The sequence below is a fragment of the Bradyrhizobium sp. 63_E2_N1_3 genome (assembly GCF_052076005.1).
GTDB lineage: Bacteria > Pseudomonadota > Alphaproteobacteria > Rhizobiales > Xanthobacteraceae > Bradyrhizobium > Bradyrhizobium barranii.
Genome location: NZ_CP197235.1, coordinates 3,120,159 through 3,134,043, shown reverse-complemented (window position 1 = coordinate 3,134,043; position 13,885 = coordinate 3,120,159). Strand labels below are relative to the sequence as shown.

11 protein-coding genes and 1 pseudogene are annotated in these 13,885 nt (G+C 61.7%); 4 read left to right on the top strand and 8 right to left on the bottom strand.

Annotated features, from left to right (window positions below):
* Positions 1–116: 116 nt before the first annotated feature.
* A complete protein-coding gene (locus AB7531_RS14465) occupies positions 117–1,748 on the top strand; it encodes an alpha/beta hydrolase (protein ID WP_187388005.1) in 1,632 nt (543 codons plus the stop codon).
* 1 nt (position 1,749) lies between these two features.
* On the opposite strand, the gene AB7531_RS14460 is transcribed toward AB7531_RS14465, so the two are convergent.
* Positions 1,750–2,679: a c-type cytochrome gene (locus AB7531_RS14460; protein ID WP_063986235.1), complete on the bottom strand. Its 930-nt coding sequence runs from the start codon at positions 2,677–2,679 to the stop codon at positions 1,750–1,752.
* Positions 2,680–2,832: 153 nt separating this feature from the next.
* Between AB7531_RS14460 and AB7531_RS14455 the strand changes: the two genes are divergently transcribed.
* Positions 2,833–3,249, top strand: coding sequence for a CHRD domain-containing protein (locus tag AB7531_RS14455; RefSeq protein ID WP_014493929.1), 417 nt, complete (start codon positions 2,833–2,835; stop codon positions 3,247–3,249).
* Positions 3,250–3,429: 180 nt separating this feature from the next.
* On the opposite strand, the gene AB7531_RS14450 is transcribed toward AB7531_RS14455, so the two are convergent.
* Entirely contained in the window at positions 3,430–4,905 is a 1,476-nt protein-coding gene (locus AB7531_RS14450; RefSeq protein ID WP_436855413.1) for a winged helix-turn-helix domain-containing tetratricopeptide repeat protein, read from the bottom strand.
* A gap of 170 nt (positions 4,906–5,075) precedes the next feature.
* On the opposite strand from AB7531_RS14450, the gene AB7531_RS14445 reads away from it, so the two are divergent.
* Positions 5,076–5,327 carry a DUF1127 domain-containing protein gene (locus AB7531_RS14445; protein ID WP_063982216.1) on the top strand — a complete coding sequence of 84 codons (252 nt, stop codon included), beginning with the start codon at positions 5,076–5,078 and terminating at the stop codon, positions 5,325–5,327.
* A 132-nt stretch (positions 5,328–5,459) separates the two neighbouring features.
* Here AB7531_RS14445 and AB7531_RS14440 read toward each other — a convergent pair whose 3' ends face one another.
* Positions 5,460–6,743 (bottom strand): cystathionine gamma-synthase family protein, encoded by a 1,284-nt coding sequence (locus AB7531_RS14440; protein WP_063982215.1) that lies wholly within the window; start codon positions 6,741–6,743, stop codon positions 5,460–5,462.
* Positions 6,744–7,088: 345 nt separating this feature from the next.
* Between AB7531_RS14440 and AB7531_RS14435 the strand changes: the two genes are divergently transcribed.
* Positions 7,089–7,391, top strand: a complete 303-nt coding sequence (locus AB7531_RS14435; protein WP_441279975.1) for a hypothetical protein — start codon at positions 7,089–7,091, stop codon at positions 7,389–7,391.
* 134 nt (positions 7,392–7,525) lie between these two features.
* On the opposite strand, the gene AB7531_RS14430 is transcribed toward AB7531_RS14435, so the two are convergent.
* The 5 genes and pseudogenes from AB7531_RS14430 to AB7531_RS14410 all read right to left on the bottom strand — a co-directional run bounded on the left by AB7531_RS14430 (position 7,526) and on the right by AB7531_RS14410 (position 13,747).
* Positions 7,526–7,972 (bottom strand): c-type cytochrome, encoded by a 447-nt coding sequence (locus tag AB7531_RS14430; protein ID WP_028153044.1) that lies wholly within the window; start codon positions 7,970–7,972, stop codon positions 7,526–7,528.
* 131 nt (positions 7,973–8,103) lie between these two features.
* On the bottom strand, positions 8,104–10,413 hold the full coding sequence (locus AB7531_RS14425) for a xanthine dehydrogenase family protein molybdopterin-binding subunit (protein ID WP_063982214.1): 2,310 nt from the start codon (positions 10,411–10,413) through the stop codon (positions 8,104–8,106).
* 282 nt (positions 10,414–10,695) lie between these two features.
* Positions 10,696–10,971 carry a DUF1127 domain-containing protein gene (locus tag AB7531_RS14420; protein WP_063982213.1) on the bottom strand — a complete coding sequence of 92 codons (276 nt, stop codon included), beginning with the start codon at positions 10,969–10,971 and terminating at the stop codon, positions 10,696–10,698.
* A gap of 428 nt (positions 10,972–11,399) precedes the next feature.
* Positions 11,400–12,313 (bottom strand): annotated as a pseudogene (locus tag AB7531_RS14415) (NADP-dependent oxidoreductase).
* A 447-nt stretch (positions 12,314–12,760) separates the two neighbouring features.
* Positions 12,761–13,747 carry an alpha/beta hydrolase gene (locus AB7531_RS14410; RefSeq protein WP_231142355.1) on the bottom strand — a complete coding sequence of 329 codons (987 nt, stop codon included), beginning with the start codon at positions 13,745–13,747 and terminating at the stop codon, positions 12,761–12,763.
* Positions 13,748–13,885: the final 138 nt, after the last annotated feature.

Below are 13,885 nucleotides of genomic sequence, written 5' to 3'. Positions count from 1 at the left end.
CTTCCCAACTCTCAACAGCCGATGTCCGACGACGACTGCATACGACCGAGCGGGACCGCTGGCGGTACGGGAGCCCCCACCGGACGAAGAGAAACTCTGCGACTTAGGGGAGTGCCGTGCCCCAGCATTGGTTAAAATACTTGGCTGTTTGGTCAATTGCTTTCGCAACGGGCTTCGGGAGCAGCTACGCGCAACCGATCGTCGCCGAGCGAGACGTCCTTCAGATTTGCGAAGCGTTTTCGCGGAAGGCCCCAGAGCGAATGCCGGAAATTGTTCAGCCGGAAGCTGCCAAAAATTTCGTTGGGAGATACGCTCGCTTTTCGGACCGGCTACGAGGCTGCCTATCGGCATCGGAGCGCGAGCGCGAACCAAATAGCGTGACTTTTTTGATTCAGAACACACAGTACGAGAGTTACTGGAAGTTCCTCACTGATCCCAACTCAATTCAACGGATTTCTATCGAGAGGTTTAGGCCCATCACGCTGGCAGATGATGAGCCATGGCGCGCGCCTTTTGATGTGATAGTAGCCCCGATCAAGCCGACGATCAAACCCGGCGGCACTAAAATAGACCCGGATATCCAAGGCGGTGCAATTCAGAAAGGGAATCAAAGTACAGCGAGTGGGGCTAACGATACGGACAAATCCTTAGAAAACGCAGCGCAAGACTCCAAAATCGACACACGTATCGTTGAGTTTTTCTATGCAACGAACCGCAAACAGTCGGACACTCCCCCCGATGTCGAAGGCCATCCCCAGCCCGCATTCACAAGCGATGGACCTCCTGTCTACAGCTTAAACGGCTGGACTGCTGTCAGCGGCTACACAGGCGAGCGCAACCCTGATCTGAGTGTCGGGATCGTTCGCGTCCGGGTGCCTGAAGGACACCACATCGGAAACATAGAATTGCCCTCGAGCCTTAAGCTCTTCGGATTTAAGTTGAGAAGAGACACACTTGACCCAACGAAGCATTTTACTATTCGCAGCATCGAGAAAACAGACGAAGCGAAATGGATAAAAACGCTAGCGTCAACGAAGAAGAGAAAGGCTCTCGTGTTTGTCCATGGCTTCAATACCAAATTCCGCGACGCCGTCTTCCGGGCAGCGCAGATAACTTGGGATCTTCAGTTCAGAGGCACCACAATCTTATTCTCATGGCCGTCTCGCGGGGATATCGCGGACTATCTCTATGACAAAGAAAGCGCGTTGGCTTCGCGCACGGCCTTTCTTCGCGTGATCGACGATCTTTACAAAGCCGGATATGACAACATCGATGTGATAGCTCACAGTATGGGGAACTTGATCGCAGTTGAGGCCCTATCAAATAGCGCCGCGACACGATCACCCACGGCTATCGCGCAGTTGATTATGGTCGCCCCCGATGTGGACCGAGACATGTTTGTTCAAGACATCTCCGGCGTTGCAAAGGTCACTAAGGGGCTTACACTTTACGCATCCAAGAACGACAAGGCCTTGCAGCTATCGAAGCGTATTGCCGGAGGTATCCCGCGCGCAGGAGATGTACCTGATGCCGGGCCAGTTGTTTTGCCTGGACTTTGGACGATTGATGTCAGTCTAATTGGAGATGAACTGTTCGGACTAAATCATAACACGTTCGCCACAACACGAAATGTGCTTAACGATCTTGCGATACTACTTATGGAAGGCAAGCCTCCACCACGGCTAGTTGAAATCCGGGGCTTCCCTGAGCCTCCCCAAAAAGCCGCATACTTCCGCTACATACCCTAGACTAGCTGCCTTCCTTGCGTTTCGGCCGCGGCGGCCCGTCCACCGGCGGCAGCGATTTGATGTAATCCGCCATCGCCGCGAGATCCTCGTCCGGCAATTGCGAGGTGTTCTTGATCACGCGCGTCATCGCGCTGCCGACACTGTCGCCGTCGGGCAATTCGCCGGTCTTGAGGAAATAGGCAATATCCTTCGCGCTCCACTCGCCGAGACGCTTCTGTGTGATGTTGGGCACCCAGCCCTCGCCTTCCGGATTGGGGCCGCCGGCAAAGCGTTCTCCGGAGATAATGCCGCCAAGCGCATTGCGCGGGCTGTGGCATTCGGCGCAATGGCCGAAACTGTTGACGAGATAGGCGCCGCGATTCCATTGCGGCGACTTCGTGCCGTCGGCGACGAAGGGCTTTCCGTCCATAAACAAGAATTTCCAGATCCCGATGTTACGCCGGATGTCGAACGGAAAGCGCACGTCGTGGTCACGCACCTTGCCTGCAACGGGCGGCAACGTTTTCAGATAGGCGAAGAGGTCGAGCACGTCCTCGCGCCTGGCGTGCTGATAGGACGTGTAGGGAAAGGCCGGGAAATAATGCTGTCCGTCCGGCGAGACCCCATGCATGACCGCGTTGACGAAATCGGCGTCGGTCCATTTGCCGATGCCGTAGGTCGGATCGGAGGAGATGTTCGGCGCGTAGAACGTTCCGAACGGCGACTTGATCGCGACGCCGCCGCCGAGCCTGGTGCGATCGGGCTGGTCGGGGACGGCATGGCAGGACGTGCATCCGCCGGCGTTGAACATCACCTCGCCATTGGCGAGATTGGGGACATGGGTAGGCGCTGCGGCGGCACCGGCCGCCACCACCGGCGCGCTGAGCCACCAATAGACGCCCACAGCAGCGACCGCGGCAAGCAGCGCCACGACAATTGTTCGTTGCAACATGCAGATCCATTCATTGCTTGCCGCGAACTTATGACCGATGTCCACGCGGCTCCAGCCACGAAGAATTTAGCCCGCCCCGGCCGGATACGGGAATAAACTGAAACGGCCAATGTTGGAAGGTTGGCAGGCCAACGAGGTCTCAGGGAGAATGTCATGAACAAGACCGTCATCGCCATGGTCGCGCTGGGCGCCGCAGCTTTTGCAGCCCCCGCCGGCGCCGAAAAGCTGAAAGCAACGCTCGACGGCAAGTCCGAGGTGCCAGCAACCACCACCAGCGGCACCGGAACCGCCGATCTGGACTATGATGCCGCCAGCAAGAAGCTGTCCTGGAAGGTCACCTATTCCGGTCTGTCCGGCCCGGCAACAGCCGCCCACTTCCACGGGCCGGCCGAGGCCGGCAAGAACGCCGGCGTCGCGGTCGCGATCCCGAATGCGACCTCCAGCCCGGTCGAGGGCTCGGCGACGCTGACCGATGCGCAGGCCGCTGACCTGCTCGCCGGCAAGCTCTACGTCAACATCCACACCGCGGCCAATCCGGGCGGCGAGATCCGCGGCCAGGTGACGAAGTAACCTCAAGGCTGCTTCGTACGCGAAGGCCGGGCGCCGGAGGGAGCGTCCGGCCTTTTCGATTCCGCACGCCGCGAGGCGGCCGCGCACGCTCATTCCGGCATGCCGGCAACCCGGAGCGCTTGCGTCAGCTTTTCGACATCTTCCCGTCGGCGGTATCGCCGTGTGTAGGCATCGATACGCTTATTGGGACATAGTTGCATCGCACGGTCGCAAATCCGCCGGGCCCCCAACCCGGTCTGACGCCGCATGGCATGCCGCCAGAATGAATTGCGCAGGCGGAAAGATCGGTATCAGCCTGATGGCGGCTGCCGCGCAAGCCAAGGCGTCATCATGACGGTCAGCAAGAAAATGAGCGTAAGCCAAGCCCGTCTGGGCATTGGCGCCCCCATGCGGATGAAGCGGGTTCAAACGCAATGCGGTGTTGAACTGCTCGATTGCGGCGTCACCACGACCAAGCCAGAGTTGGCTCCAACCGTTCCAATGTCGTGCGATGACGAGGTTTGGGTCCAGCTTTATCGCGCGCACGAGAAGAGCATCGCCTTCCTCGACCTCGCCTGCCACCTGGGAGAGCGCGTGTCCGGCCATCGCAAGCACCGACGGATCGTTCGGGTCAAGCTCGACCGCCCGCCTCGCCAGCCGCGCGGCTTCACTGTGTTCTTGGGCTTCATCAGTGATCCAGTCGAAAACATTCCTCAGGACATAGCAACGGGCGCCGAGCGCGTATGCACGCGCGAATTCGGGATCGATCTCGCGGGCAGTTTTTGCGAGCTCGATAGCCTCGATGCTTGCTTCCTCGGTGAATTTGAAGAAGGAGGCAAATGCCCGAAGATAATAGTCGTAAGCCTGAAGGTTGTCGGTCGGCTGGCGTTGGGCGCGCTCGATTTCGGCGCGCTCCAGTCGCGGGGAGATTGCGCCGATGACGCTGCTCGTCAGCCGATCCTGCAGGTCGAAAAGATCTTCGATCTCACTGTCAAACCGGTCCGTCCAGAGATTCAGGCCGGTCGTCGCGTCGATCAACTGACCGGCAATTCGGACTCGATTGCCGGCCTTGCGCACACTGCCTTCGAGCACGTAGCGAACGCCCAACTCCTGACCGATCTGTTTGACGTCGATCGCCCTGCCCTTGTAGGCCAGAGTCGAATGTCGCGCGATGACGAAAAGAGACTTCGAACGCGACAGTCCCGAAATGATGTCCTCGACCATACCGTCGGCAAAATAGTCCTGCTCCGGATCCGGGCACAGGTTGGCGAATGGAAGGACCGCGATCGAGGGTTTGTCGGGGAGCGAGAGCGCAGGTTTCGGCGTCTCGGCTCCGCCGTCGGCGGCCGCTGCGCCCTCGGCGGCAAGCGTTTCCCGGACCTGACCCACGAAGCGGAAGCCCCTGCGTGGCAGGGTTCTTATCAGCCGCTGCTCTTCGCCAGAATCCCCGATCGCGCATCGCGCACTGTTGAGGCGGGTCGTCAGCGCGGCATCGGACACGCAGCGCCCCTGCCAAATGGCATCGATGAGTTCATCCTTGCCTACGACGCGCTCCCTGTTGCGGATCAGGTAATCGAGGAGATCGAACACCAGTGGCGTAACTGAGATCCGATCCGCTCCGCGATGCAGCTCTCGCCGACCGGCGTCGAATGCATACTCCTCAAAGAGATAGCGCACGGTGCGAATCTCTTGGGTGAGCCCTCCGGGGCGACCGGGGTGGGCTTTTTGGCCCGCTGGACGTCGCAAGAATAAGCTGCCGGTAGGAAAAATGTAAGCTGTCGGTCAAGCACGCGCGTCGGTCTTCGGGCACCTTCTCGGGGTGAAAAACACCCTCCGAAGGCACTGCAATGACCCTGATCCAAGGTACAATGTGGCCGGAACGGGCGTCCATATCGTCCCGGCATGTCCGCGGCCTGATCTGGAAGTACTGGGATGTCTTTCAGGCACGTCGCGATCGCCAGAGAGTGCGCGGCACGTTGTCCGGCTTGAGTGACCGGGAGTTGATGGACATCGGCACGACGCGCGGCGAGATCGACTACGTTGCCTCCAGCCGCGATATCGACCCGCGAGACATCGTGAGCCATTCGCGCGGAGCGTAAGTCCGGAGCCATTCGGCCTGCCAGGGGACACCAGCCTGACCAACGGCTTGGCACCTTGGCTCGCGCGAGCGGCGGCATGGCCGACCTCATTGCGTTGCTTGGGGACGCTTCGGCAATGTCGGGGCTACGCCCTCAAGCCGCGTTCAGCGCCTGTGTGAGGTCCGCGATCAGGTCCGACGGGTTTTCGATGCCGATCGACAGCCGGATCGTGGAATCAAGCACACCGATTTTGCGGCGGATGTCGGCGGGAACGCCGGAATGGGTCATGGTTGCAGGCAGGCTCGCAAGCGACTCCGTTCCGCCAAGACTCACCGCCAGCTTGAGGATTTGCAGCGCGTTGAGGAATTTCACCGCCGCGTCCTTGCCGCCGACGATGTCGAACGAGAAGGTGGAGCCCGCCCCCAGGCATTGCCGCGCAAACACCATTCCGGCCGGCGAAGCCTTCTCGAGATGGCCGAGATAGTGAACCTTGGCCACCTTGGGGTGATCGCGCAAATAGTCCGCCACGAGGCGCGCGTTGCTGTCCGCCTTCTCCATGCGCAGGCTCAGCGTCTCGAGCGAGCGGTTGATCATCCAGCAGGAATGCGGATCGAGCTGGGTGCCGATCGCGCCGCGGAGCGCTTTGATGCCCTTCACGATCGCCTTCGCGCCGAGCGCGGCACCCGCGATCAGGTCCGAATGACCGCCGACATATTTCGTAAGCGAGTACAGGGAAATGTCCGCACCATGCTCGATCGGCCGCTGAAACACCGGACCGAGCAGCGTATTGTCGCAGGCGATGATTGGAATGTGCCCCTGGGTCTTTCCGATGGCTTCGGCGACACGGCGCATCATCGCGACGTCGACCAGCCCGTTGGTCGGGTTGGCCGGAGTTTCGATCAGAATCATCGAGACCCGGCCCTTGCGCATGGCCTCCTCCGAGGCCTGGCTGACCGCCGCTTCATCAACGCCATCGGCGAAGCCGACGGCGCCGATCGACAGGCGCGCAAGCGTGTTCGTCAGCAGGGTTTCCGTCCCGCCATAGAGCGGCTGGGAGTGCAGGATGACATCGCCGGGGCGGACGAACGCCAGGATCGTGGTTGCAATCGCCGCCATGCCGGATGAGAACAGCGCGCAGCTCTCGGTGCGCTCGTAGATCGCGAGCCTGTCCTCGACGATTTCGCTGTTGGGGTGATTGAAGCGCGAATAGACCAGCCCCGCGCCCATCCCTTCCGGCGGCTCGCGCCGGCCGGCGACGAAATCGAAGAAGTCCTGCCCGTCGTCGGCCGTCTTGAACACGAAGGTGGACGTCAGGAACACCGGCGGCTTGATGGCGCCTTCCGACAATTGCGGATCATAGCCATAGGTCAGCATCAGCGTTTCAGGATGCAGCATATGGTTGCCGATGTGCGTCTTCGACGGGAACGGTTTGACCATGGCCTGCCTCGCTGTTTTGATTCAGATTCTCGCCGCGAATTGGAACTCTGCGATCGAAGCACACGACTCGGATGCGCCTGCATCCAACAACTCTCGTCAACGTCGCAGCGGCTGCGGTTGAAGATAAGCTCATACGTGGCGCCCCGACAGCGATCAGCCAGGCCTCGCAAACAAATTTTGCCTTTGGTGTGGTTCGACGAATCGATGCCTCGGTAACCGAGGCACCTCAACGCAATGGTCCAAGCCTCCCCCGCTGCTGCCCTACCTTTGACGGGCCGCCCGCAAACATCCCCGATTCCGTCCATCCATTTTCGTGTTGCCGCCACAAACTGCACTCACGAAGGCGTGACCGCGTATGAGGAGAAAAAAGTGCGCGCAAGGAGACCATGGAAAGTCGCGGGGGCCAAACATCACCACTCAAGTGTCGAGCAACTTCAGCTCGATCTGGCGGCGATCAACCGGTGCATACACGTGCTGGAAAAGGCGGACGTCGATCCTCAGGACATTGAGGTACTGACCGTTCATGCGCTGACGCTCGCCGAACAGATCGATGAGGTGCGCTGGTTGAACCCAGCGAAGGCTTTGGGGTGGTTACTCGAAAAAGAGACTCGCAAGCCTGCCGCTCGAAAAGCATCGGGAGCCGGCTGAGCAATACGCTCGCCTTCGATCCGCCCAGATGCGCGTCCGACCGAAAAGGCGTACGAGTCAACCGAGGCGCCCGCGCACAACGCAAAAAGGGCGGATGCCGTGCGCATCCGCCCTCACTTTTTGCCGACTCCGCGTCAGCTGTTCTTCACACGAAAGGTCTCGTGGCAGCCGCCGCATTCCTTGCCGACCGCGGGAAAAGTCGCCTTGAGCGAATCGAGGTCCTTGATCTTGCCCTTGGCCTCGCCGACGACCTTGGCGAAGCTTGCGATCTTGGCGTCGAAGCCGGCCTTGTCCTCCCAGATCTTCGGCGAGGCGCTGTAGTCGCCCTCGGGCTTCTGGCCCTTTGCGCTCGCCGGGAACAGGTTTGGCAGCTTCTTGGCCGTATCCGCGAACTGCGCCAGCGCGCTGTCTACCGTGGCCTGGTCGTAAGGCTTCTCGCCCTTGACGATCGCCGCAACCGCGCCGGCGTTCTTGCCGTTGCCCTTCATGAGGGTCTGGACCTCCTTGACGGAGTCCTGCTGCGCCCAAACCGCGCCCATGCCGAGCAGCAGCGCGCCCCCAACAACCAACACTCGCTTCATTCGCAAAATCCCTTTCCCTGAGACAGGATCGTGCTGACCCCACATTGGGCCAACACCGATTGGCAGAGTTCATTCCATCCAAAGCGCGGCGATAGATCGTCGCACTATGGATTATTTGGTCGAGCTCGAGATTAAAGGCTGTGACGGCGGTGGTGCTCGTTGACGGCGATCCACACCCGCTCCGGGGTGGCCGGCATGTCGATGTGGTCGATCTTGTATTCGCGCCAGAGCCCGTCGACGATGGCGTTGACGACGGCCGGACAGGAGCCGATCGCGCCGGCCTCGCCCGCCCCCTTCACGCCCAGCGGATTGGTCGTGCAGGGAACGTTGCTGGTCTCGAATACGAAGTCCGGACCATCAGCCGCGCGCGGCAGCGCGTAGTCCATGAAGGTCGCGGTGATCAGTTGCCCGTCAGTGGCGCCGTAGACCACCTGCTCCATCAGCGCCTGGCCGATACCCTGCATGGCGCCGCCATGCACCTGGCCCGCCAAAAGCAGCGGATTGAGCGTCTTGCCGAAATCGTCGACGATCACGTAGTTGACGATCTTGATGATGCCGGTGGCCGGATCGATCTCGACTTCCGCCAGATGCGTGCCGTTCGGATAGGTGCCGTCGGCGCTGGCAAAGGTCGCGCTGCCGTTAAGCTTCGATGGATCGGCGCTCCCGCGCTTGGCGAGATCGGCGAACGACATCGAACGGTCGGTGCCGGCGATCCGCACGACGCCGTCGGAGAGCTCGAGGTCGCCGGCACTGGCTTCCATCGCCTGCGCCGCGATCTCCTTCAGCTTCTGCCCAAGCTCGCGCGTGGCGCGCTCGACGCTGACGCCTCCTGACGGGATCGAGGCCGAGCCGCCGGTGCCGAGCCCCGTGGCGATCTCGTCGGTGTCGCCCTGGCGCACGTGCACGCGCTCCGGCGGCAGGCCGAACTGCTCGGCGACGATCTGCGCATAAGCCGTCTGGTGGCCCTGCCCGCTCGACTGTGTGCCGATCAGGACGGTGACGTCGCCGCTGGGATCGAGCCGCACATTGGCGGTCTCCTCGCCCATCACGCCGCAGATCTCGACATAGCTCGCAAGGCCAATGCCGCGGATCAGGCCATTCTTCTTGGCTGCCTTGGCGCGCTTCGGAAATTCCTTCCACTCGCCGATCTCCATCGCGCGCTTGAGATGCGCGGCGAAATCGCCGGAATCATAGACCTTGCCCGTGGCCGTCTTGTAGGGCAGCGCCTTCGGCGGAATGAAATTCTTGCGGCGGATGGCGTCCGGCGTCATGTCGAGTTTTCGCGCACAGGCGTCCACGAGGCGTTCGATGACGTAAGCGGCCTCGGGGCGGCCCGCGCCGCGATAGGCATCGACCGGCACGCTGTTGGTGAAGATGGTGCGCACCCGGCAGTGGAAGGCCTGGATGTCGTAGAGGCCCGGCAGCATGCCGGCGCCGCCATGCGGAATGTAGGGGCCGAAGGTCGACAGATACGCGCCCATGTCGCCCATCAGGTCGCAATCCATCGCGAGGAATTTGCCGTCCTCGGCCAGCGCCATCTTGGCGGTGGTGACGTTGTCGCGGCCCTGCGCATCGCCCATGAAATGCTCGGTGCGGTCGGCCGCCCATTTCACTGCTTTCTTGAGCTGCCGCGCGGCGACCGCCATCAAGGCGTATTCGCGGTACGGAAACAGCTTGGTGCCGAAACCGCCGCCGACGTCGGGGCAGATCACCCGCATCTTCTCGGTCGGGATGTTGAGCACGTTCTGGCAGAGGATGTCGCGCAGGCGATGGCTGCCCTGGCTGCCGACGGTCAGCGTCAGGTGGTCGCGCTTGGCGTCGTATTCGCAAACCGCCGCGCGCGCCTCCATGAAGCTCGCGACCACGCGCGGATTGACGATGGAGATCTCGGCCACCGCATGCGCCTTCGCAAAGGCAGCCTCGGTCGCCGCCTTGTCGCCGATCGAGACGTCGAACAGCACGTTGCCGGCCTTGTCCGGCCAGACCTGCGGCGCGCCCTTCTTGACCGCGTTGACGACGCCGGTCACCGCCGGCAGCGGGCTCCACTTGACCTCGATCGCCTCGATCGCGTCGCGGGCCTGGTCGATGGTCTCGGCGACCACGAAGGCGATGGAATCGCCGACATGGCGCACCTCGTCCTTGGCGAGGATCGGGTAAGGCGGGCCGGTGAAGGGATCGGTCTCGAGATTGAACAGGCAGGGCAGATTGCCGAGATCCTTCACATCATCGGCGGTCAGGATCAGCGCAACGCCCGGCAGCGTGCGAGCCCGGCTCGCATCGATGGTGTACTTGGCATGCGCGTGCGGCGAGCGCAGCATCAGGCAGCGAAGCGCGGCCTGCGGCGCATAATCGTCGGTATAGCGGCCCTTGCCGCGGATGAGCGCGTCATCCTCCTTGCGCAGCACGCTTTGGCCAACGCCGAACTTGATGGGAGCCGCCATTTCTTATCCCGTCCTCATGGTTGTTTTGCGGGCATATTGCCGTGGAAAAAGTGGCAAGGCAAACGGCTTTAGGCGTGCACAGGCCGCGAAGACTTGCCCGGTGCCTCGCCTGTCAGAGCGGGATGCGACGAAAACGACGCAGCCCGGTCATTTCCCTGTGAGGAACGGTTCGGTTGATGGCACGATAGTTGCCGAACTCGTCCCGCGGTGCACTCCTAAGAAGTAGTCGTGCTGACTACCGCTTGTTCGCAAAGTGTATCTCCGCTTCCGACGGTTGATCACCTATATCACGCCCCGCCTCCATAGATCCGTGGCGCGATCTCTCAGCGTATCGATAGCGCGTTCAGGCGTGATGTAGTCGATCTCGGCACGCGTCAAGCCGATATCCGTCAGCTCCCTGTCACTCAGGTCCTGCAATGCGACCTGCGGGCGCGGCCGCCGCTCCTGAAACGCATACCAATATCGCCTGAGCAGGCTCAAGACGATGGAGAGGTCGAGGCGAAGCCTCGCGGCATCGCGCTCAATCTCGGATGAGATGTTCGTCTGTTGGGGTGGCATCGGATGCTCCTGCTGTTGTGCCGGCAGGGAGCGTGGCCAAACAAAAGGCCCCGTCCGATGCCGGCGGGGCCTGGTGGAAAAGATGTCGTCGTCGAATTCCTAGCGCGCGACTCCTCCCACGGCCCAGCCGAAGCGGGTCATGTGGTTGCGGTTGAAGTGGCGCGACGATTTGATCATGCGGCGCCAATACCACGGCCATCGTGCAAAATCAAGGGATGTGCAGAGGTCGGTTGCACCTTGGAGGCGAGTCCCTCGCTCCAACGAATTCGCTCATTCGACGCGACGGTTCATGCCCCCTACGCGAGGGGCATTCCAAAGCAGACGTTTACGACCGCTCTGAGAGGGCGGCCATTGCCCCTGGGACATTCTCAACAGCCGGCCGACCTGGACGAGCCGACCGGCTGCGCGCATCAACGGACGTGCGTCGCTCAGGGACGAACGCGGATAATCGTATTTCCCTTACGTCGCTCGGTCGAATTTAAGGCGGCGACGGCATCGTCGAGGGTCGAGACGTTGCCGATGTTAGTCCGCAGTCGTCCGTCCCGCACCCGCTGGACGATCTCACTCAGTTGGGCACGATCAGCCTCGACGACGAAGTCGATCGCCAGCCCGTTGGAAGGCTGCGCCTCCGCCGGCCCGATGATGGACACCAGTGTTCCCCCGGCTCGAATGAGTCCGGTGGACCGCTTCTGGATGTCACCACCGATGACGTCGAACACCAGATCGACTTCGCCGATGTCCTCCAGTGCGTCGTTGTCGAGGTCGACGAACTCATTCGCGCCAAGGTCGAGCACTGTCTGACGATCGGCGGCACGTCCGGAGCCGATGACGTAAGCTCCGGCCGCTCGTGCGAGTTGCGTCACCATAGACCCGACTGCGCCTGCCGCCCCGTGTGCCAGCACGCTCTGCCCCGCCTGAAGGCGACCGTGCTGGAACAGCCCTTGCCACGCGGTGAGGCCCGAGATCGGCAGGCTCGCGCCCACGGTAAAGTCGACGTCGCCCGGCAACGGCGCAAGGTTGCGCGCCTCGATTGCCACGTACTCGGCCAGCGCCGTCACGATACCAGTCCGCGAGGCCGAACACCCGTTGTCCCACCGACAGCCCCGTCGTTCCATATCCAAGGGCAGAGACCACTCCGGCCAGCTCGTGCCCAGGGATCGACGGCGTTCGGTCGCGATCAAGGCGATCGGCCCAGCTCGAGGGCCACGCAAGCTCAGTCGGGATAAATCTCGACGCATGAACCTGGACGACGACATCGTTTATCGCCGCCTGTGGCTCGGGCCGGTGCCAGCTTCATGCCGGCCGTTCCCGCGGCTTGCTCCGTTGCAACGATAGCCTTCATGAGATTTTCTCCTTGGTCATTTGTCTCTTCGGTGGAAATGCGAGGGAGCGCGCACGCGCCGGCTTTCCACAAAATGCTAGGCAGTGTGGAACTCCTGTCTCCGTGTCGGCGATTGAGTTGTCTGCACTGATCGGAACTCCCGCTAAGCCCGATGGATCGGGCTCGCTCCGATCTATGGTCGTAGCGAGTAGATGCGTTGCGCCTGGCTATAAAAAAGTACCAAGATTGACGATTCTGGCTGTACCAGCCGATGCCGTGATGTCGGCCTTGAGACTGTGAGCCGACGAGAATCGCAAAACTGGACTTGGCAAATTGCTGCAGACGCCATCCGGCTGGACTTTTTCAGTCAGCGGGGGCATTGCGCGAAAACGCCGCAATCATCAATTCGGGATCGGCCGGCAAACAGCAGGCGGCGACAAGGTCGCCGCCTGCTCTTCCAAGGCTAGATCAAGGCGCGAGATGTGCCTTGATCTCCGCCGAGATCTGCCGAATCGCGGCCTTGGGCTCGGGGTCGCTCTGGATGCCGTTCAGCAGGACGAAGTCGTGGATCATCCCGTTGTAGCGGGTCGCGATCACGGACACTCCGGCCTCCTTGAGCTTGCGCGCGTAAGCCTCGCCTTCGTCGCGCAGCGGATCGTTCTCTGCGGTGATGACAAGAGCCGGGGGAAGCCCCTTCAATTGCTGCAGGCTGGCACGGAGCGGCGAGACGTAGGGGTTGTTGCGCGTCGCCGCGTCCGGCGCGTACAGATCCCAGCCGTATTTCATGAAGGCGCGGGCGAGAAATCGTCCCGTGCCATATTCGTGGTAGGATGCGGTGTCGACGCTGGCGTCGGTCGCCGGGATCATCATGACCTGATAGCTGATCTTGGGTCCGCTGCGGTCTTTGGCCATCAGCGACAATGCCGCGGTCATGTTGCCGCCAACCGAATTGCCGGCCACCGCGATCCGGCTACCGTCCGCGCCGAACTCTTCGGCGTGGCTCGCCACCCATTTCAGCACCGCATAGGACTGGTCGAGCTGCGTGGGGAAGCGCGCCTTCGGCAGGGACGTGTACTCAACGAAAACACCGATCTGGCCGGAGCCGACCACCAGGTCGCGCAACAGACGCTGATGGTTCTGGAAATTGCCGACGATCCAGACACCGCCGTGAATGAACAGCAGTACGCCGGGCTTTCCGGTCACGTGCTCGGGCTTCATGATGTAGATTTTCACGGACTGACCATCCTGGGTGATGGTCTGCTCGGTCGTGTTCACCCCCGACATGTCGACTGGCGTCTTGTTCTGAAGCTCCGTCAGGATGTCCTGCGGCTTGGGCTGGGGCAGCTCCCAGAACGGGCTCGGATCCTTGTTGATCTCGCGCAGGAAGGCGCGAACCTGGGGATCGATCCGGGGGTCGGTCCCGGCGTCTGGGGCCGCATCGGCGGCTTGGGTCATGAGGATTGCTCCGAGGCTGAGGATTGCGAGTGAAGAGAACAGTTTCATGGTCAACTTTTGCTTGGGGGTAGACGCACTCGCACAGCTAGCCCGCGCGGAGGGGCTGCCGCTTCTGTCAAATGACCAGTCCGATGACGG